Origin of the sequence: Acinetobacter chinensis (genome assembly GCF_002165375.2) — a bacterium.
Classification (GTDB): domain Bacteria; phylum Pseudomonadota; class Gammaproteobacteria; order Pseudomonadales; family Moraxellaceae; genus Acinetobacter; species Acinetobacter chinensis.
On sequence record NZ_CP032133.1, the window covers coordinates 12,944 to 33,024 of the forward strand.

The following is a 20,081-nucleotide window of genomic DNA, read 5'->3' on the forward strand; positions in this document are numbered from 1 at the left end:
CAGTCAGATAATCAATCTTTAATCTGTATCCGTACCTTAACAGGCACGTATCCATATCAAACATTGAACTGACTGCCTACTAATCTGTTTTGTATGCTGTTTATTTTTCAATACTAATCAAATAGAATGAAGCTACAACTTTACATATAACTGTTTAATATGAAAAAGATAGTTTTAACTTTACTGTTGGCTTGTACTGGTACTATGGCTCAAGCTATTGAAGTGGATCATAATTACAAATTTAGTCTTTGTGCTGTAGCGGAGGATATAGCCAAAAGTTCTGTCGAAATACAAAAATATGAAGACATAGGAAAAGAAGAATTTAAGGTAGGTTATTTCAATACTTTAGAAACACAGTTAAACAAGCATTCCTTTTATAAAAACTATTATAAGCAACTAATTAATGCAGTTGTAGATGAGTTCTGGAACGTAAGAGATGAACAGTTAGCAAGTGATGTAGCTTTCCTTACGTGTATGACACTTGTAGAGGGAACTGATTTTAAAGACTACAAATACGAATAGCCTATGCAGAATAGGTATTCTTATTCCTAAAAGTTATAAGGATTGACAGTATAATAAAAATATGTTATATATGTATCTGTTTTCTATAACTAAAAATTATAAGCAAACAGAAAAACAATAAGAATAAAAACAACTTCAAATAAAAAGAGATACAACCATGTATTCAGTATTCATCATCACCAATAAAAAGAAATTCGTATTAGCAACATATCAAGACTTCAGTCCTGAGCTATCAGATCAAACAAAGCTACAGCTTATTCTAAATGGACCTACTGTTCCTGTAACTGTATTTGAACAGTACTTCAAAGCTCCTGAAGACTTTGAAATTAAAACTTTTAAAAGCGGTATCGACAATGCTTTAGAAGCAAGCCTAGAAGTCAACAACATTAATCTGGTACAAGCCAATAAGAAAGCAACAGCAGATGCACGTGTACCTGTATTACCAAAAACAAGAAAGCCACGTACTAAGAAGACAACAAATGAAGATCAAGGGCTGTAAGCGTCAAGCCTTCCTAGATCAAGCTATACTGAATGGCGGTCAACCAATCTTCTACCTAATCAAATGCTGGAATAAGGAAGTGAACCGTACCGGGTTTGTCGGAGACTCAATATTCTGAGAGACTATTCCGATGAAAAAACCAACCTATACCCCCGAAATTAGAGAAAGAGCGGTTCAATTACTAATTGAATCTGAAAAAGATTATCCTTCTACTTGGGCTGCAATCACAGCAATTGCGCCTAAGATTGGTTGTACTCCTGAAACACTTCGTGCCTGGCATCAAAAGCATTTAGATCAGCAAAATCCTATTAAAGTACAACAGATATCTGATCAAGAAAAAATGAAGCAAATGGAACGTGAAATTAAAGAATTAAAGCGTGCCAATGAAATTCTACGTAAAGCAGCCGCTTTTTTCGCCCAGGCGGAGCTCGACCGCCCACACAAATAATGGTGGATTTCATCCATAACAATAAAGACTTATATGGTGTTGATGCGATTTGTAGGATTTTACCGATCGCAGCTTCAACTTATTACCGAACTTTAGATCTCGCTGACAATCCAGAACATCGAGCGAAACGAGATCTACATTATAAGCATCATGCTGAACAAATTAAACGAATTTGGAAGGAAAGTTCAGGTCGATATGGTGTACGTAAAGTTTGGCAACAATTGAAACGTGAGGGTTATGTTATTGCACGTTGTACAGTTGCTCGATTGATGCAGAAGCTAGATATACAAGGTGTTTGGCGTGGTAAGAACAAACAAACTACCCGCAACCGAGATGATCAAAAACGAGCAGATGATTTAGTGAAACGTAATTTTAGTGCTGATCGACCTGACCAATTATGGGTCAGTGACTTTACGTATATTCAAACTCATTCAGGCTGGGTCTATACCGCCTTTATTATTGATGTGTTCTCACGAGCAATTGTTGGATGGAAAGTATCTACACGGATGAATACAGATATGGTGCTCGATGCACTTGAGCAAGCATTGCACGATCGAGGCATGCCAAAGAATGTGATTCATCATTCCGACAGGGGTGTGCAATATCTTTCGATTCGCTATACCAATCGTTTAGAAGCAGCAAATTTACGAGCATCAGTCGATACAACTGGTGATTCATACGATAATGCTTTGGCTGAAACGGTGAATGGCTTATACAAAACAGAGGTGATTGAATATTTAAAAGCAGATTGGCAAGGTTTAGCAGATGTACAACTTGCGACACTAAACTGGGTAGATTGGTTCAATAAAAAGCGTGTACACAGTGCACTAGGTTATGTGTCGCCTTTTGAGTTTGAAGCAATGTACTATGATAAGATTAACCCGTTAGGTCAGGTGGCTTAACTTAAATAAAAAAGTCTCCGACAAAACCGGTACGGTTCATGATTTTCATAGTGGTTTCCTTTGGTTTGGATTTGCATTAATCGGTTATCCCAAAACACCGCCGAAGGCGGCACTAACTATTCTTCCTCTTGGTTTGACCTCTACGTTGACATAAGTAAAGGTCTGCTCAAAGGAACATCATTTGATGATTCACATCAACCATTCATCGTAATTTCATTGTCTTCGATTAAGCTCATCCCCTATCATTTGATTATGTTACATATTCAATTGTTGGGGAGTGAATTGTATGGTTGGACAACGTGGAGGTAGTCGAGATGGTGCAGGTAGAAAGCCTCTATATGATGAACCTACTAAGGTCATTCGTGTGCCTGAGTCTAGAATTCTTGAAATAAAGAATTACCTAACAGGATCAAATAAAGCCAAGTTCAATGATGTAGCATCTATAACCCTAGTGAATCCAAGCTCTGTAATGAGTATTCCTTTGGCTTCAGAAAAGGTTGCTGCTGGCTTCCCTTCTCCTGCCCAGGATTATGTCGACAAAACATTAGACATGAATGAACACCTCATCAAAAATGAAGCAGCAACATTCGTTGTGAGAGTCGCTTCACTTTCCATGAGGGATGCAGGTATTGAGATTGATGACGAACTGATTGTAGACCGTAGCATTGAAGCCAAGCATGAAGACATCGTGATTGCACTGATCGACAATGAGTTCACTGTAAAACGCCTCATGATCGAAGGTGATGATAATCGTTGGCTTAAAGCAGAGAACCCTGAGTATTCCGACATTCATCTGCAAGATGGGCAGGAAATGCTAATTTGGGGTGTAGTGACTTTTGTCATCAAGCCATTCAGAAAGCGTTAGTAGCGTTCATCATTCTTCTTGGTTTCTTAACATGGAATGTAAAAACAAGATCTACGCTTTAGTAGACATCAATAACTGCTATGTCAGTTGTGAACGCATCTTTAACCCAAGCTTGAACAATAAGCCTGTCATTGTGCTATCCAACAATGATGGCTGTGCTGTAGCACGTTCCCAAGAAGCCAAAGACTTGGGCATCAAGATGGGTGTTCCTCTCTTTCAGATCAAGGACATCGTAGAGCAGCATCAGGTGCAGGTGCTATCGAGCAACTATGCATTGTATGCAGAGATGTCTCGCAGATTCATGAAAATCCTGTCCGATTTTGTATCTCCCAAAGAGCAGGAGATTTACTCAATTGATGAGTGCTTTCTGGATCTGACAGCTCATTCAGAGAATTACGACTTGACTGAATATGCCCATCAAATTCGTCAGCGTGTGTTTTCTTGGCTTGGTTTACCTGTATGTATTGGCATTGGCCGCTCAAAGACTGAAGCGAAACTAGCGAACCATATTGCCAAGAAGAACGCTTACTTCAATGGTGTTTGCAACTTGGTTTCAATGGATCCATGCTCTGCTGAAACTCTGCATCAAGCCATAGATGTTGGTGAAATCTGGGGCGTAGGCCGAAAGCATTCCAAGAAGCTCAACAGCCTGGGGATTCATTCAGTTATGGATTTTGTCTTGACTTCCCCTGTGATGATCAGGGACCAATTTTCTGTAGTGATGCACAGAACCTTATTGGAACTCCATGGAATTGCTTGCATTGAACTGGAACATACGCCACCAGCCAAGAAGCAAATTATTGCGAGTCGCTCTTTTGGTCAACGCATCTACCATATTGATGATCTCAAGGAGGCTATGTCGCTATATGTCATGGATGCGGTTAGCAGACTGAGAGATGATAATCTGTTGTGTGGTTGTCTGATTGGTTTCGTACAATCAAACCCATTTGATAGCTCAAAGCCCTTCTACAACAAGTCTTTATCCTTGGCTTTACCAGAACCTACCGACAACTTATTGCTGCTATCTAAACTCGCTACAGCGATGATTGATGGCCTGTATGCCAAGGACATTGCCTTCAAGAAATGTGGCGTGATTCTAACGTGTCTCGAACCAAAGGCAAGCCATGTATATGATATGTTTACCGACATGAAGCATATCGAGATCAGTGACGCTTTGATGGATTCCCTTGAAGCGATTCATCTTAAGTATGGCAAAACCAAGATTGCCTTGGGCGCGAGTTTAATGCCGAACAGAACATGGAATATGTCACGAAATCGGCTAACACAGAACTACTTTAAATGGGATCAACTGCTAACAATTAAAGATTAATCCTTAAAGCTTTCATTCAATGCTTGTTGTACTGCATCAATGCGTTGCTTACAGCTTTTATAAGCTGCCATGGATTCTTCAACAACTTTCATCAGGTTATCAATGTCCGGCTCCTCTTGAGACTCTAGAAGCTCAGCATTCTTCTTTAAGATGTCATAGCCTTCTTTAAATGTTAGTTGTTGTTCACTCATTTGGTTTCACCTGTAAAACTTGTGTATTGATTAAACCATCATGTAATTGAATCGCCAAAGTTTGATCCTTGGCTTGATGAATGGATGTTATAGCCTTCCCTCCACTACGAACGATGGCATAACCTCTAGCCAATACATTTGTAGGGTTTTGGATCAGCGTCATTCGCATCAGCGTTTCCACATTAAGCGTTGCTCGTTTCAATTGTTGCTGAGCAAAGTAATGGACATTCGTCTTCACTTGGTCAGCTTGTTTGCTGGTTTGATTAAGTTGTGCCTGAGCCATAGATTTGGTGATTTGCATTAACTGATCATTTTGGCTTTGGTACGCTTGGATCTGCTGCTGAGAGTACAGTTGGATGGATTGAATGAAAACCTTGACCTCATCTACACGTTCAGCAATATGGTTTCTAATACCGCCAATCACTTTACTTGGTGTATCAAAAGATCGATGTGCAATTTCATCGAGAATGGTCTTATCTCGTTCATGTCCAATACCAACCCAAATAGGTACTGATCGTTTGCAAAGCAAAGCAGCTAGATCGTAATCATTCAAGTAAGCCAAATCATTGACAGCACCACCACCACGAATGATGACAATCAAGTCAGGAGGTGTTTTGTATTCATTGGCCCACTGTCTTAATCCTTGGCTTAAAGAAGCAATTATACTTGCTGCTGCTGTATTACCTTGAAATGTTGCTGAGTGATAGATGAATTCACAGACCCCTGCTTTATACAGAATATCAGCATCCTTTCTAAAGTCTCCTAATCCTGCAGCTTGTTCAGGTGCAATGACGAGAACCTTGTTAATGTCAAATGGTGTAGGGAGTTTCTTATTCTTGTCAATCAAGCCATCTTCTGTGAGTTGCTTTACGATCTGTTGGTAACGTCTCGCAAGATCACCGAGCGTAAAGCTTGAATCAATGTCTTCAATGTTTACTGAGAACCCATATTGTGGGCTAAAGCTGGCTTTGACTTTAATCAGAATATTCAGGTCCTTTGACAGCTCCATTCCACTTTCGTTCTGAAACTTGTACAGAAGCTTAGCTGCAGTGGACTTCCAAATGGTTCCTTTACAAGATGCAATGACTTTATCAGTGCCCTCTTCTTTTTCAGCAAGTTCTAGGTAGCAGTGACCACTCTTGGTGTTCAGGCTTCTAATTTCAGCTTTAACCCATACAGGATCACCAAAGGCAATCTTTACGATCTCTTGGACTGTTTCGAGGTATTCACTGAGGGAAAGCTGTTGATCAGGCATACTTAGTTTTTATGAATTGTAATTGTCAAAGACTATAGAAAGTTTGGCGGCACTGTTGCAAATAGTGATTTGAGTCGATGATGTTCCCTTTAAAAAGTGCTTAGAGACCGAAAACCCTGTTGATTAGACACACTTCACCCTGAGGCTGACCATAATAAAATGACGATGCTTGTCCTTTACGTAGTGCACGCATGACTTCAATACCTTTAATTGTGGCATAAGCAGTCTTCATAGATTTGAATCCTAATGTGGCCCTGATGATTCGCTTTAACTTACCATGATCACATTCAATGACATTATTTTTATACTTAATCTGCCTGTGCTCAATATCTACTGGACATTTTCCTTCTCGCTTTAATCGTGATAAAGCATGGCCATAGGTCGCTGCTTTATCTGTATTGATGACCCGTGGAATTTGCCATTTTTTCACCGTATTGAAGATCTTTCCTAGAAAACTATAGGCTGATTTACTGTTCCGTCTAGCGGAAAGGTAAAAGTCAATCGTATGACCCTGTTGATCAACTGCACGATACAGGTAAGTCCATCGCCCCTTCACTTTGATATAAGTCTCATCCATATGCCATGAATGTAAATCTGTAGGATTACGCCAATACCAGCGTAACCGTTTTTCCATTTCTGGAGCATAACGCTGAACCCAACGATAAATTGTACTGTGATCCACATTTATGCCTCGTTCAGCGAGCATTTCTTGAAGTTCACGATAGCTGATGCCATATTTACAATACCAACGAACAGCCCAAAGAATGATTTCACCTTGAAAGTGCCGACCGTGGAAGGGATTCATCTGCTGTATCTCGAAATAAATAAGATATTTAGCTTATCATGTCAGCCTATTTGCAACAGTGCCCCTTGATTTGCTTCTGACAGTAGCTTATTCAATTCAGGTCGGTCTAACTTCGTACCACTATAGTTTTCCACGTACACAATGGTTTCGCCCAAATTCAAATTTTGGTTTAGATCCTGAAGAATCTGCAAAGCCCTTTCTGCATCTTGATCTTTAGTTGAAGCTCGTAGATAAATACGTGTATTCATTTCTATCATTTAGCCTTAATTCGATTAGATAAATGATAATACTATCATTTAATTATTGCATTAAGTTTAATGATAGATGCTTTATATTATTTGGCTCGCTATCATTCAGCTATACTCTTTTGATAAAAAAAGCATGACTAAAAGCCATGCCTTGGGATTCGTATAACGTGTATTATGTTAATTTTAGGAAAACTTAAGAGACTGTAAATAAAACTGTGTAAACGCTTAAACTATCGTTAAAAGTGTCATTCTAGGTATTCCATTAAATATGGTCATAGCTTATTTATGATTTCACAATCTTTATTTAATCGGCGAATTGATCTGATAAATTTTTTCGGGTCATCAATGCACAGCGGTTGTTCCTGACCATCACGTAAAATTATATACTCGTCTAATTTTTCATAATGCACAGCGGCAACTGGTACGCCTTTATTTTTTTTGTTGAACTCATGATGATTGCCAGGTACTAGTTCCGCATAGGTAAAAATAATCTTATCCGCAATACGAATATAGCTGGCGCTTGTTTTTGACATTCTTGACATATAAAAACCTCCATAGGTGTGAAATTAATATACAACTATTTTACAACTAATTTACAACTATTTCAAGGCTTTTTTAATCACTTAACATAATGGCGATTATAAGAAATTAATGGATGTCCATATAGATTACTTGCATATTGTATTCGATCGAATACAATATGGTGAGAAAACAAGGAATCCTCATGATTGAAATTAAACGTCTGCCAGAGTTTGATGAATGGTTGGATGGCATTAAAGACAATATGACCCGTATTCGCCTGAATCGTAGATTGGATAAGGTTCAACGTGGAAATTGGGGAGACATTAAGCCTCTTCAAGATGGCGTTTGGGAAATGAGAGAGTTCTTCGGTGCTGGATGGAGAATGTATTACATCCAACATGGTGACGTAGTGATTGTAATGCTTGGTGGAGGAGATAAATCGACTCAACAACAAGATATCGATCGTGCAGTCAAATTATCGAAAACATTGGAGGATTAAAATGGTTAAAGTCGCTGATTTACCAAGTTTTGATATGGCTGAGTCGCTCAAAACTGAAGAAGACATTGTGATGTATCTCAATATGGTTCTTGAAGAGAATGATCCAGCTGAATTAGCCCATGCACTTGGCGTTATTGCTAAAGCTCGTGGCATGACTCAAATCGCTAAAGAAGCAGGGATTGGACGTGAGGCACTCTACAAAGCCCTACGTCAGGATTCAGCACCACGTTTTGATACGATTAATCGTGTTGTGAATGCTTTAGGCCTAAAACTCACAGTACAACATGCCTAAGACTTTAAAAAATATAGTAAAAATGGGAGCTAAAGGCTCCCGTTTTTATGTAAGCCCCAAGTAGAAATGTCCGGTTTCTCCAAAGTAAAAATGTCCGCTTTTAGAATATGCACTTTTGCAATTTTCTTAGCGGACGGTTTGATATGTTGGTGTCTATGTCGGATAAAGAACTTAAACGATTGTCGGTCTTGCAAGAAATCTGTGATCAACGCATAACCCAGTCCCAAGCTGCTCAGCTACTTCATATTTCAGAACGTCAGATCAGACGTTTATTGCAAAAATACAAAGCTCAAGGCCCAGCTGCATTAGCACATGCTGCACGTGGCCAAATCAGCAATTCCAGGCTTCCTGAAGAGCTCAGACTCAAGTGCCTCAATATTGTTTCGGATCAACTGCATGGTTTCGGACCCACTTTAGCGCATGAAAAGCTCACCACTGTTCATGGATTCGATATTTCAGTGGAAACACTGCGTTCCTGGATGATTGCAGCCGATCTGTGGATTCCTCGCGCCAAGCGCCTGAAACGCCCGTATCAGCCTCGTTATAACCGAGATTGTTATGGTGAACTGATTCAAATCGATGGCTCACACCATGACTGGTTTGAAGGACGCGCTGCTAAGTGCTGTCTGCTGGTATTTATCGATGATGCCACAGGAAAATTACAGCATTTACGTTTCTGTGAGTCGGAATCAGCATTTGACTATATGATTTCAACACGTTTGTATGTTGAGCAGCATGGTAAGCCGTTGGCGTTTTACAGTGATAAACATTCAGTCTTCAGGGTGAATCAAAGCAGCAAGAAAGACACCAAGATTACCCAGTTTGGACGCGTACTCAGTACCCTCAATATCGATATCATCTTCGCCAATTCACCACAAGCCAAAGGCCGTGTAGAACGGGCGAATAGAACGCTTCAGGACCGTCTGATTAAAGAAATGCGCCTGGAAGGCATCTATTCGATTGAGCAAGCGAATGCCTGGCTGCCCTGCTTTATCGAGCAATTTAATCGTAAATTTGCCAATATGGCCTTTAATCCCAAGGATCTACACCGGACTGTCACTGAAACAGCCGAAGAATTAGATGATGTTTTTACCTGGCGTGAACCCCGCAGAGTCACGAACAGCCTGACGATTACTTATGATAAATGCGTATATTTACTGGAAAATACCGAAGAAAATAAAAGGTTGATCGGCAAGTATCTTGAGTTTCTGGAATACCCGGATGGCACGGTAGCCATTGAACATCAAGGAAGAAAAATCAATTACAGCATCTTCGATAAATTAAGTCAGCTCAACCAGCGAGAGGTTGTTGAGAATAAACGTTTAGGTGCTGTTCTCAATCATATTCAACAACAGCACGAAGAATTAGAACAGCAAAACAAACGCAATCGTTCTCAAAAGATGCCGAGCAGACGTGCACAGAAAACAGTAATCAAAGAACGAAATCTGAATCCTGTGCTTGACTTGGAAGTGTCTGTATAGGACATTTCTATTTGGTTATTAGGTAGGACATTTCTACTTAGGAATAACACAAAAATGGGAGCCTAAGCTCCCATTTTTATTGATGATTTTTTAATTCTTTAAGCATGGCATCCCGTAAAATTTTATTCATTCGTGTTTGATAGCCTTTGCCTTGGGCTTTTAGCCACTGCATGACATCTGCATCGATGCGAACCGTAGTTACTTGTTTAGTCGGCTTGTAAAATGGATTTTGCACTGCATTTTTCCAGAAGCTGTCATCAAGTTCAGGAATATCTGAAAAATCGATTTCACTGTCTGGACGTTTAGCTAACGCTTCCAGTCTTGCCTTTTGTTCTTCAGACAAAACAGGAGGATTATTCAAATCCATTTTGTAGGTAACGGTTTTGCTCATATTGTTTCCTCTCTTTTTTCTCTGCCTGTCGTGCTGAAATAATACGGATATGATCAATCCCATTATGATCTTGTACAGTATGAGCCACCAATAAAACTGTCTGCCCGTGTACGAGACCTATCGCTTGCCAACGATATTCACCATTTTCAAAGCGATCCTGTTTGAAGACGGCATGAGCATCATAAAAAACCAAGGTTGCATCTTCAAAAGCTACACCATGTTTTTTGAGGTTTGTTTCTGCTTTATGCTCATCCCATGAAAACTCAATTTCCATAGTTGCATCGCTTTTGTTAATATAAAAATGTTAATACAAAATTGTAAATTTTGCAAAGTTGTTCCATTTTCTATTGGCAAAATCTTACAGAATCGAACATAAAAAAGCCGACTTGTTTCAAAGTCGGCTTTTTACGGATTTTAGGGTTGAGTGTGAAATTTTAAGTCATTGATTTTTATATTAATATACAAGTGTATTGCGTATAACCACCATTATGTTAAATAGCATGCAATATTGGATACCATACTGAAATAAGTAAAACAGTACCTAATACTCGATTAAAGAGCACCATATGATGAGCTGTAGAAAGTATTTTTTTTGTGATTTTTCCTAAATAAGCCCAAATAAATAAACAAGGTAGAGAAATCAGCATAAAGATGAATGAAAATAGAATGAGTGACTGATAGTAGTTAGCTAGTTGTGCTGTATAAACAGGGCAGAGTAAAACTTGAAGTGCGACATAAACCACCTAATTAATTTAAAGGGTTTATGGAGTATATAAAATTGTCATACCATCATCTTAACTTTGAAGATCGTACTGCATTAATGCTTGAGTCAAGAAAAGAAGGCTTTTCAGCCAGAAAATTTGCTGAACTTATTAAAAGACATCCTAGTACGATCTATCGTGAGCTTAAAAGAAATAGCATCAATGACGTTTATCAAGCTCGATATGCTTCTGATAACACTTTTGCTAGACGTAGACGTGGTCACAGAAAACTCAAAATCGATTCAATCCTCTGGAAATTTATTGTTGAAGCGATCCGTTGTTTATGGTCTCCTCAGCAAATAGCAAAACGTTTAAAGACATTTCCTGATTTGGATCAAACAATGAATGTAAGCCATACAACGATTTATTCAACGATACGAGCATTACCAAAGGGTGAGTTGAAAAAAGACTTATTATCCTGTCTGCGTCATGAAAATAAAAAGCGAAAAGCTAACGGTGAACCTAAAAAAGATTCTATATTACAGGATATTAAAACTATTCATGAGCGCCCAGCCGAAGTTCAAGAAAGAAAAATACCGGGTCATTGGGAAGCTGATTTAATTAAAGGTAAAGACAATAAAAGTTCGATAGCAACACTTATTGAACGAAATACACGGCTCTGTATCTTGGCAACATTACCTGATGCAAAGGCAGAATCAGTGCGCAAGGCTTTAACTGAAGCTCTGAAATATTTACCTGCAGAACTGCGTAAAACGTTGACCTATGACCGTGGACGTGAGATGGCAGAACATAAAATACTCGAAGAAGATTTAGGCATAGATGTATATTTCTGTGACCCACATTCACCCTGGCAAAAAGGCACATGCGAAAATATGAATGGTTTAATTAGGCAATATTTACCTAAAGGGATTGATTTAAATCAGGCAGATCAGCATTATTTAAATCAAGTTGCCATGTCACTGAATACTCGTCCTAGAAAGGCGTTAGATTGGCTTACACCATTAGAGAAATTTGCTCAGCTTGTTGATTATCATAAGACTTTTCAAACTGTCGCACCTCATGTTTGAATTCGCCCCATATTTTTGCTACAGTGAACCAAATTAAGATCATCTATTTACTAGGCCTCGCATTTGCGGGGTTTTTAATGCTGAATAAAAGGAAAACTTGATGGAATTGCCCAATATTATTCAACAATTTATCGGAAACAGCGTTTTAGAGCCAAATAAAATTGGTCAGTCGCCATCGGATGTTTATTCTTTTAATCGAAATAATGAAACTTTTTTTCTTAAGCGATCTAGCACTTTATATACAGAGACCACATACAGTGTCTCTCGTGAAGCGAAAATGTTGAGTTGGCTCTCTGAGAAATTAAAGGTGCCTGAACTCATCATGACTTTTCAGGATGAGCAGTTTGAATTCATGATCACTAAAGCGATCAATGCAAAACCAATTTCAGCGCTTTTTTTAACAGACCAAGAATTGCTTGCTATCTATAAGGAGGCACTCAATCTGTTAAATTCAATTGCTATTATTGATTGTCCATTTATTTCAAACATTGATCATCGGTTAAAAGAGTCAAAATTTTTTATTGATAACCAACTCCTTGACGATATAGATCAAGATGATTTTGACACTGAATTATGGGGAGACCATAAAACTTACCTAAGTCTATGGAATGAGTTAACCGAGACTCGTGTTGAAGAAAGATTGGTTTTTTCTCATGGCGATATCACGGATAGTAATATTTTTATAGATAAATTCAATGAAATTTATTTTTTAGATCTTGGTCGTGCTGGGTTAGCAGATGAATTTGTAGATATATCCTTTGTTGAACGTTGCCTAAGAGAGGATGCATCGGAGGAAACTGCGAAAATATTTTTAAAGCATTTAAAAAATGATAGACCTGACAAAAGGAATTATTTTTTAAAACTTGATGAATTGAATTGATTCCAAGCATTATCTAAAAATACTTGGCAGAGTAAAACTTGAAGTGCGACATAAACCACCTAATTAATTTAAAGGGTTTATGGAGTATATAAAATTGTCATACCATCATCTTAACTTTGAAGATCGTACTGCATTAATGCTTGAGTCAAGAAAAGAAGGCTTTTCAGCCAGAAAATTTGCTGAACTTATTAAAAGACATCCTAGTACGATCTATCGTGAGCTTAAAAGAAATAGCATCAATGACGTTTATCAAGCTCAATATGCTTCTGATAACACCTTCGCTAGACGTAGACGTGGTCACAGAAAACTCAAAATCGATTCAATCCTCTGGAAATTTATTGTTGAAGCGATCCGTTGTTTATGGTCTCCTCAGCAAATAGCAAAGCGTTTAAAGACATTTCCTGATTTGGATCAAACAATGAATGTAAGCCATACAACGATTTATTCAACGATACGAGCATTACCAAAGGGTGAGTTGAAAAAAGACTTATTATCCTGTCTACGTCATGAAAATAAAAAGCGAAAAGCTAACGGTGAACCTAAAAAAGATTCTATATTACAGGATATTAAAACTATTCATGAGCGCCCAGCCGAAGTTCAAGAAAGAAAAATACCGGGTCATTGGGAAGCTGATTTAATTAAAGGTAAAGACAATAAAAGTTCGATAGCAACACTTATTGAACGAAATACACGGCTCTGTATCTTGGCAACATTACCTGATGCAAAGGCAGAATCAGTGCGCAAGGCTTTAACTGAAGCTCTGAAATATTTACCTGCAGAACTGCGTAAAACGTTGACCTATGACCGTGGACGTGAGATGTCAGAACATAAAATACTCGAAGAAGATTTAGGCATAGATGTATATTTCTGTGACCCACATTCACCCTGGCAAAAAGGCACATGCGAAAATATGAATGGTTTAATTAGGCAATATTTACCTAAAGGGATTGATTTAAATCAGGCAGATCAGCATTATTTAAATCAAGTTGCCATGTCACTGAATACTCGTCCTAGAAAGGCGTTAGATTGGCTTACACCATTAGAGAAATTTGCTCAGCTTGTTGATTATCATAAGACTTTTCAAACTGTCGCACCTCATGTTTGAATTCGCCCAGTAATAACAGCAATAGCCATCAACCAGCTTTTAGGGTTGATAAACTGTAAAAAGAAGCCTGTAAAAAAACCATTTTTCTTATTTTGATTTTGGATTTTAGATTTTAGATTCTAGATCAGGTCTATAATTAAAAATTTTCCATCCAATATAGCTTAACCAAATGCCGCCAGTGAAACTTAATATTAATTGAATCTTGGGGTATTCATTGAGTGTTGTACCAATTCCAAGTCCTGTAATTAAGACTAATGATGCAGCACCAATACTTCCACCGAAGATTAAGCCTAATGTTTTTTTAATACTAAATTGATGACTTGTACTAAGAATAAGGAAATTGGTTGGTCCAGGAGTAATTGATGCAACAAAAGAAAAGGCACAAAAAGCTAAAATCGTTTCCAAAATAAAATCCAAAAATTAATAAACTATTTGGCTAGTTTGATAAATATCTTCAAGATATATCTAGAACATTTGTGCACGCTTTTTGATATTGATTCAATGTTATGCCATAACAACGTTTAAACCATCGACCTAGATGACTTTGATCAGAAAAACAAAGATATGAAGCAACAGTTGTTGCTGATAATCCTTTTCTTAACAATTCTTTTGCCTTATTTAAACGGAGTTGGATCAGATATTGATGTGGAGAACAGTTAAAGTTTTTTTTAAATACACGGTTAATATAAAAACGATCTGTTTTCACCAATGTTGAGAGTGTTTGTAAGTCTAAATCATGAAAGAGACTTTCATGTAAAATTTCTTTTAGCTTTAATGCAATATTAGGTAATGTCTGGATAGACTTTTCACGTTTATATAAAATTTTTTTATTTACTAAGGGTAATCCTCCCTAAAAATAATTGAGTTTAAAAGTAGAAAATCGAATAAAGAGGTGGTCCCACTTGTTTGAACAACTAAAAGCGTATTTATAAGTGATATTCCGCTCTAGTTAAGCCACCTTGTTTTGTTGGGGTAGCTGATCATAGTAAAACTCATTTGGTGTCATTTTGTCTAGACTCGAATGAGGTCGTTTCAAATTATAAAACTCAAAATATGCACTTAATTGCTTTTTCGCATCTGTGACACTGCTATAAGCTTTGAGATACACCTCTTCATATTTAACGCTCCGCCATAATCGTTCAACCATCACATTATCTACCCATCGACCTTTACCATCCATACTGATTTGAATGCCATTTGATTTCAATACATCAATAAATGCATCACTGGTAAACTGGCTGCCTTGGTCTGTATTAAATATTTCAGGTCGACCATATTTTTCAATCGCTTCATTTAAAGCCGAAATACAAAAATCCACCTCCATACTAATCGATACCCTATGCGCAAGTACCTTGCGGCTATGCCAATCAATCACAGCACATAAATAAACAAAGCCTTTTGCCATAGGGATATACGTTATATCCGTAGACCACACTTGATTACTGCGCTGAATAGCCAACCCTTTGAGCAGATATGGATATTTACGGTGAGCTTGATTAGCCTGGCTTAAATTTGGTTTGCAATATAACGCCTGAATACCCATTTTCTTCATTAAAGTACGTGTATGACGTCGTCCTATATGATGTCCTTGACGATTCAACAAATCACGCATCATACGACTGCCTGCAAAAGGATATTGCATATGTAATTCATCAATACATCGCATCAGCTTCAGATCTGATGCACTCACAGGTTTTGGGCGATAGTAATAACAACCACGGGAGACTTTCAGCAGCTTAGCTTGCTTAGATACTGAAATCTGAAGTGAGTCGTCGATTAACTTTTGTGGTTGAAGCGGCCCAGTTTCTTCAACACACCTTCTAAAAAATCAATTTCTAATGCCTGCTCACCGATTTTTGCATGTAGTTTTTTTAGATCGATGGGTGGTTCTGTTGGAGCTTTTGATTGATCGAAAGCTTGCGAGGAAGCTGAGATCAATTGATTTTTCCAGTCAATAATTTGGTTTTGATGAACATCAAACTCAGCACTCAATTCAGCAAGTGTTTTTTCTGCTTTAATCGCAGCAAGTGCTACCTTAGCTTTAAAATCATTTGAATGATTTCTTCTTGGTCTACGTGCCATAAAATACTCCATATATTGATGTTTATAACATCATTTGAGGAGCAGAATATCACTTATAGGAGTTGTTCAAATTTACGGATCCATCTCTTAACCTTGATTTAAGGAGATTTTCTATGAAAACATCTAAGTATTCAGACAGCTTGATCATGAGTATCTTGAAGCAAGCTGAAGCAGGAACACCCATACCGAACTTGTGCCGCGAACATGGTATGAGCTCTGCTACATTCTACAAGTGGAAGTCCAAATATGGCGGCATGGATCTTTCAATGATGACGCGGCTTAAAGAACTTGAGGCTGAAAATGCCCGTTTAAAACGCATGTATGCTGATGAGCGGCTAAAGTCAGACATCTTGCAAGATGCACTTTTAAAAAAGTTTTAAGGCCTGTTCAGCGAAAGTCACTTGCTCAGCAAGCTACTGAGCAATTTAAGATTTCAATCAGCATGGCCTGCTTAATTTTTAAAGTCAGTCAAACGTGTTATCGCTATAAAGCTCGTTTAGATGAAGAGAATCAACAGATTGCCGAATGGTTGATTCAATTAACCAATGATCATAAAACATGGGGCTTCAAGCTTTGTTTCCTGTATTTGCGTAATGTTAAAAAATACAAATGGAACCACAAACGTGTCTATCGCATTTATAAGGAGCTTGAGCTTAATTTAAGAATCAAGCCTAATAAGCGGATTAAACGAGAACAGCCAGAAACCCTTGCAGTACCGACAGCTAAGAATGAATCATGGTCAATGGACTTTATGCATGATCAACTCAGTGATGGACGTAGTTATCGAGTTCACAACGTGATTGATGACTATAATCGCGAGTCATTGGATATATTGATTGACTTTTCATTGCCAGCAGAACGTGTACTGAGAGGACTTGATCAGCTCATTGAATGGCGAGGCAAACCTAAACGCATTAGAACCGACAACGGCCCAGAGTATATAAGTGAGCTGATGGAAAAGTGGTGTGATCAGCATGGTATTGAGCATGTATTTACTCAACCAGGCAATCCACAGCAAAATGCATATGTTGAGCGATTTAATCGTACAGTACGTTATGAGTGTCTAAATCAATATTTATTTCGAGATCTGAGCGAGGTGCAGGACTATACAACTGACTGGCAGTACTTTTATAATCATGAACGACCTCATATGTCAGTAAATGGTTGTCCACCTATTTTTAAACAATAACAAGGCTTTAGATTTTCTACCCATTAATTCAATTAAAAATGGGGGTATTACCTAAGTTTTCTAATAAAAGATCTAAATACGTATCTTTCATCAATTGAGATTCATTGTTATTCAATATATTGTAGGTTGAAAGTATCAAATGTGAAAGTTGAGGATCAGAACGTAGGGTTGATTCGATAGCAAGTTCGATAGGCTCATTAAATATTCCTTCATAGCTTTTTTTTAACCATGCTGGATCTAAATGCATCATTTTATAAGTGAAGCCGAGAGGATCTGGTGCATTACCATCATGAACTTCTTCAGGTTCAAGCATGAAAGTTTGACCTTGATAGCTATCAATAATTTTTTTTCTACAATTGAATTGTTGATGTCCTAACTCTGTTACCCCTATAAGATAACTTGAGTGTAGATGAGGATCGTATGCAAAGCCTTTGAAGTGGGCATGAATTAGTTCTATACCTGTAGACTTATCCTGTGTGACATTGACCCAATTGCTCATATTTACTTAATTAGTCCTAATGGATTTAGCTTATCAAAAATTATCTAATGAAGAAATTCTAAAATTAACATAATACACCTTATACAAAATGCCCTTGTAAGCCCTTAATCAAGGGCATTTTTAGTCTCTACTTAACATAAAATTTTGGTGGTGCTTCAAAAAGTATGCTGCCTTTAAATGAAGCCATTATTGATGTAAAAGAAAAGAAGGCTAAATCAAAAGCTTTAAAATGGTTTTCAAGCTTTTTTGAAAAATTACAGCTTCTTCTGAAGCTACGCCTAATTCTATGCCTTATTTTGCAATTATTGCCTTCAATACCTACAGTAAAAAATTTACCAATACTTTGCTTACCATTTTTAAAAGCAGTGATGAAACTGTCCCAATGATCACTTGCAATTCGGGTGTAGTGAATATCTAATTGTTTAAGCTTTGTCTTCAATTGTTAGACTGTAGCTAAATCTCGTTTACCCCAAACATAAGCAACAATTTCACCTGTTTCTCGATGATAGGCGTAAATAAGCCATTGTTTATTCTTTTTATTTCCAACAAAATTCCAGAACTCATCTACTTCGAGAGATTCATAATGACTTTGCTGAGGCTGAATTTCATAGGTTGATTCAGTTAAAGTACGTAAAACTTTACCGATACTGATGCGCTCAACTTCAGCAATATCTCGTATACCGCTGCCTCTGACCATCAACTGTAATATTTTACGAGTAATACCTGACTTACATCCTAGATAGCTCAGTGCATGATCACCAATAAACTGACGTTTACAGTCTTTGCACTGATAGTTTTGTTTCCCATCTACTTTGATACCATTTTTCTTTATACTATCACTGAGGCAGGTTGGACATTTGATTGCTAGAGTTATTTGCATTTCTCTATTTTATCAAAATCCAATCGGCTTTTTCTTCAGCATACTTTTTGAAACACTACCAAAAATAGATTAACCTCAAACTTCTAATTCTTATAAATAATGAAAAACACCCAACTTATCTAGCACATCTAAAGACAATTGTTTACGTAGAGCAATATCATCACCAGCTTTCATTTGCATATTTAAAGCAAATGCCACCACTTGCCCATCTGCCTTTTCAACAAAACCCACATACCAACCCACTTGCGGGTCTACAGCCATTCCCCAGCCACTTTTAGCATATAGACGATTCTCCCCTCTGCGCTCTACATACAACATCTCTTTCACTTGTTGCTGAACTTCAGGTTTAAAAGGCAATTGCCCTTGGGCTAAATCATACACAAACTTTACTTCTTGTATAGGTGTAATTGTCAAAGGCCCTTTCAACCAAAATTGATCAACTTCCGTGCCTATTTGCATATTGCCATAACCAATACGTTGCAATTCACTTTGCATTAAGCTTGGACCAATACGACGTGCCAATTCTTGATATACAGGCACTGTAGATGCTTGCATGGCTTCGCCCAAAGTAAAATCTTTGTCCCATGCTTTAAAAAAACGTGGCTTTCCATCCCACTTAAATATTTCTGTAGATGTTGCTTTATGATTTTCTAAACCAATTAGTGCATTGGCAATTTTAAATGTAGATGCAGGAATATAAGCTGTTTTTGCTCGGTCTAAATGCGTGCCATATTTTTTAATATTTTGACCATCATATGTGACAAACACAGCATCAGCTGAGATTTCATTAAAAAGCGCTTGAACATTCTGATCGATGATTGAGTTATTCACTTGTGGAATTGTACTTGTTTTTGCTCGACTCATACTATGCTCAGCACAAGCCCCAATACTTATGCTTAAGCAAACTAAACTCAATATTTTTAATAATTTCATGATATACAACTTTAAAATTTGGTAGTGTTTCAAAAAGTATGCTGAAGAAAAAGCCGATTGGATTTTGATAAAATAGAGAAATGCAAATAACTCTAGCAATCAAATGTCCAACCTGCCTCAGTGATAGTATAAAGAAAAATGGTATCAAAGTAGATGGGAAACAAAACTATCAGTGCAAAGACTGTAAACGTCAGTTTATTGGTGATCATGCACTGAGCTATCTAGGATGTAAGTCAGGTATTACTCGTAAAATATTACAGTTGATGGTCAGAGGCAGCGGTATACGAGATATTGCTGAAGTTGAGCGCATCAGTATCGGTAAAGTTTTACGTACTTTAACTGAATCAACCTATGAAATTCAGCCTCAGCAAAGTCATTATGAATCTCTCGAAGTAGATGAGTTCTGGAATTTTGTTGGAAATAAAAAGAATAAACAGAGGTGGTCCCACTTGTTTGAACAACTAAAAGCGTATT

General features: G+C 37.7%; 23 protein-coding genes, 3 pseudogenes and 1 other annotated feature. Of the genes and pseudogenes, 13 read left to right on the top strand and 13 right to left on the bottom strand.

From position 1 onward, the window contains the following. The first annotated feature begins 204 nt into the window (after nt 1-204). From CDG60_RS00460 to CDG60_RS00480, 5 genes are all read left to right on the top strand, one after another. Complete coding sequence (locus tag CDG60_RS00460) at nt 205-522, top strand: hypothetical protein (protein ID WP_160116943.1); 318 nt, start codon at nt 205-207, stop codon at nt 520-522. A gap of 157 nt (nt 523-679) precedes the next feature. Then, the gene (locus CDG60_RS00465) at nt 680-1,021 is read left to right on the top strand and encodes a hypothetical protein (protein WP_020753599.1); all 342 of its coding nucleotides are present in this window, start codon (nt 680-682) and stop codon (nt 1,019-1,021) included. Between the two features lie 130 nt (nt 1,022-1,151). Next, nucleotides 1,152-2,371 (top strand): IS3 family transposase gene (locus tag CDG60_RS00470; RefSeq protein WP_087513996.1). Its coding sequence is split into 2 segments (ribosomal slippage): nt 1,152-1,428 and nt 1,428-2,371, totalling 1,221 coding nucleotides; the frame shifts between segments, so codons are not numbered across the junction. After that, nucleotides 1,427-1,543: a sequence feature (AL1L pseudoknot), on the top strand. (Overlaps the previous gene by 117 nt.) 286 nt (nt 2,372-2,657) lie before the next feature. Beyond that, complete coding sequence (locus CDG60_RS00475; RefSeq protein WP_020753601.1) at nt 2,658-3,236, top strand: LexA family protein; 579 nt, start codon at nt 2,658-2,660, stop codon at nt 3,234-3,236. A gap of 31 nt (nt 3,237-3,267) precedes the next feature. Next, a complete protein-coding gene (locus CDG60_RS00480) occupies nt 3,268-4,566 on the top strand; it encodes a Y-family DNA polymerase (protein WP_020753602.1) in 1,299 nt (432 codons plus the stop codon). Here CDG60_RS00480 and xseB read toward each other — a convergent pair. The 5 genes and pseudogenes from xseB to CDG60_RS00505 all read right to left on the bottom strand — a co-directional run bounded on the left by xseB (nt 4,563) and on the right by CDG60_RS00505 (nt 7,607). Then, nucleotides 4,563-4,757 carry an exodeoxyribonuclease VII small subunit gene (gene xseB / locus CDG60_RS00485; RefSeq protein WP_020753603.1) on the bottom strand — a complete coding sequence of 65 codons (195 nt, stop codon included), beginning with the start codon at nt 4,755-4,757 and terminating at the stop codon, nt 4,563-4,565. The two genes, CDG60_RS00480 and xseB, sit on opposite strands and share 4 nt — an antisense overlap. Continuing rightward, complete coding sequence (gene xseA, locus CDG60_RS00490; RefSeq protein WP_020753604.1) at nt 4,750-6,012, bottom strand: exodeoxyribonuclease VII large subunit; 1,263 nt, start codon at nt 6,010-6,012, stop codon at nt 4,750-4,752. The genes xseB and xseA overlap by 8 nt, the downstream gene beginning before the upstream one ends. Nucleotides 6,013-6,112: 100 nt before the next feature. Next, complete coding sequence (locus CDG60_RS00495) at nt 6,113-6,817, bottom strand: IS6-like element IS1008 family transposase (RefSeq protein ID WP_020753605.1); 705 nt, start codon at nt 6,815-6,817, stop codon at nt 6,113-6,115. Between the two features lie 47 nt (nt 6,818-6,864). Then, nucleotides 6,865-7,074 (bottom strand): annotated as a pseudogene (locus tag CDG60_RS00500) (recombinase family protein); the annotation flags it as partial. A gap of 263 nt (nt 7,075-7,337) precedes the next feature. Further along, on the bottom strand, nt 7,338-7,607 hold the full coding sequence (locus tag CDG60_RS00505; RefSeq protein WP_039048204.1) for a hypothetical protein: 270 nt from the start codon (nt 7,605-7,607) through the stop codon (nt 7,338-7,340). A 182-nt stretch (nt 7,608-7,789) separates the two neighbouring features. On the opposite strand from CDG60_RS00505, the gene CDG60_RS00510 reads away from it, so the two are divergent. From CDG60_RS00510 to CDG60_RS00525, 3 genes are all read left to right on the top strand, one after another. After that, nucleotides 7,790-8,086, top strand: coding sequence for a type II toxin-antitoxin system RelE/ParE family toxin (locus CDG60_RS00510; RefSeq protein ID WP_005175534.1), 297 nt, complete (start codon nt 7,790-7,792; stop codon nt 8,084-8,086). 1 nt (nt 8,087) lies between these two features. Further along, nucleotides 8,088-8,378 carry an addiction module antidote protein gene (locus CDG60_RS00515; RefSeq protein ID WP_004969304.1) on the top strand — a complete coding sequence of 97 codons (291 nt, stop codon included), beginning with the start codon at nt 8,088-8,090 and terminating at the stop codon, nt 8,376-8,378. Between the two features lie 155 nt (nt 8,379-8,533). Beyond that, nucleotides 8,534-9,859 (top strand): ISNCY family transposase, encoded by a 1,326-nt coding sequence (locus tag CDG60_RS00525; RefSeq protein ID WP_079393426.1) that lies wholly within the window; start codon nt 8,534-8,536, stop codon nt 9,857-9,859. 76 nt (nt 9,860-9,935) lie between these two features. Here CDG60_RS00525 and CDG60_RS00530 read toward each other — a convergent pair whose 3' ends face one another. Both CDG60_RS00530 and CDG60_RS00535 read right to left on the bottom strand, forming a co-directional pair. Next, a complete protein-coding gene (locus CDG60_RS00530; RefSeq protein WP_038350244.1) occupies nt 9,936-10,250 on the bottom strand; it encodes a BrnA antitoxin family protein in 315 nt (104 codons plus the stop codon). Then, on the bottom strand, nt 10,213-10,524 hold the full coding sequence (locus CDG60_RS00535; RefSeq protein WP_038350243.1) for a BrnT family toxin: 312 nt from the start codon (nt 10,522-10,524) through the stop codon (nt 10,213-10,215). The genes CDG60_RS00530 and CDG60_RS00535 overlap by 38 nt, the downstream gene beginning before the upstream one ends. Before the next feature lie 489 nt (nt 10,525-11,013). Here CDG60_RS00535 and CDG60_RS00545 point away from each other — a divergent pair, with 489 nt between their 5' ends. From CDG60_RS00545 to CDG60_RS00555, 3 genes are all read left to right on the top strand, one after another. Beyond that, nucleotides 11,014-12,039: an IS30-like element ISAba125 family transposase gene (locus tag CDG60_RS00545; protein WP_010326927.1), complete on the top strand. Its 1,026-nt coding sequence runs from the start codon at nt 11,014-11,016 to the stop codon at nt 12,037-12,039. Nucleotides 12,040-12,139: 100 nt separating this feature from the next. After that, the gene (locus tag CDG60_RS00550; protein ID WP_000422636.1) at nt 12,140-12,919 is read left to right on the top strand and encodes an aminoglycoside O-phosphotransferase APH(3')-VIa; all 780 of its coding nucleotides are present in this window, start codon (nt 12,140-12,142) and stop codon (nt 12,917-12,919) included. A 79-nt stretch (nt 12,920-12,998) separates the two neighbouring features. Then, nucleotides 12,999-14,024, top strand: coding sequence for an IS30-like element ISAba125 family transposase (locus CDG60_RS00555; protein WP_119023814.1), 1,026 nt, complete (start codon nt 12,999-13,001; stop codon nt 14,022-14,024). A gap of 105 nt (nt 14,025-14,129) precedes the next feature. On the opposite strand, the gene CDG60_RS00560 is transcribed toward CDG60_RS00555, so the two are convergent. The 3 genes from CDG60_RS00560 to CDG60_RS00570 form a co-directional block, all read right to left on the bottom strand. Then, nucleotides 14,130-14,429 (bottom strand): LysE family translocator, encoded by a 300-nt coding sequence (locus tag CDG60_RS00560; RefSeq protein WP_020753609.1) that lies wholly within the window; start codon nt 14,427-14,429, stop codon nt 14,130-14,132. 49 nt (nt 14,430-14,478) lie between these two features. After that, the gene (locus CDG60_RS00565) at nt 14,479-14,730 is read right to left on the bottom strand and encodes a helix-turn-helix domain-containing protein (RefSeq protein WP_227501981.1); all 252 of its coding nucleotides are present in this window, start codon (nt 14,728-14,730) and stop codon (nt 14,479-14,481) included. Between the two features lie 243 nt (nt 14,731-14,973). Continuing rightward, nucleotides 14,974-16,106 (bottom strand): IS3-like element ISAba14 family transposase gene (locus tag CDG60_RS00570; RefSeq protein WP_223155595.1). Its coding sequence is split into 2 segments (ribosomal slippage): nt 14,974-15,854 and nt 15,854-16,106, totalling 1,134 coding nucleotides; the frame shifts between segments, so codons are not numbered across the junction. Between the two features lie 113 nt (nt 16,107-16,219). Here CDG60_RS00570 and CDG60_RS00575 point away from each other — a divergent pair. Next, a protein-coding gene (locus CDG60_RS00575; RefSeq protein ID WP_087514472.1) for an IS3-like element ISAba20 family transposase occupies nt 16,220-17,295 on the top strand; the annotation gives its coding sequence in 2 pieces (ribosomal slippage) (nt 16,220-16,472 and nt 16,472-17,295; 1,077 coding nt in all). Between the two features lie 28 nt (nt 17,296-17,323). Here the strand turns inward: CDG60_RS00575 and CDG60_RS00580 are convergent. From CDG60_RS00580 to CDG60_RS00590, 3 genes and pseudogenes are all read right to left on the bottom strand, one after another. Next, the gene (locus CDG60_RS00580) at nt 17,324-17,794 is read right to left on the bottom strand and encodes an AraC family ligand binding domain-containing protein (protein ID WP_020753607.1); all 471 of its coding nucleotides are present in this window, start codon (nt 17,792-17,794) and stop codon (nt 17,324-17,326) included. A 173-nt stretch (nt 17,795-17,967) separates the two neighbouring features. Continuing rightward, nucleotides 17,968-18,674: pseudogene (locus CDG60_RS00585) on the bottom strand (IS1 family transposase). A gap of 90 nt (nt 18,675-18,764) precedes the next feature. Beyond that, entirely contained in the window at nt 18,765-19,607 is an 843-nt protein-coding gene (locus tag CDG60_RS00590; RefSeq protein WP_002002480.1) for a carbapenem-hydrolyzing class D beta-lactamase OXA-58, read from the bottom strand. Between the two features lie 80 nt (nt 19,608-19,687). Between CDG60_RS00590 and CDG60_RS00595 the strand changes: the two are divergent. Beyond that, nucleotides 19,688-20,044, top strand: a pseudogene (locus CDG60_RS00595) (IS1-like element ISAba3 family transposase); the annotation flags it as partial. Between the last annotated feature and the right edge of the window lie 37 nt (nt 20,045-20,081).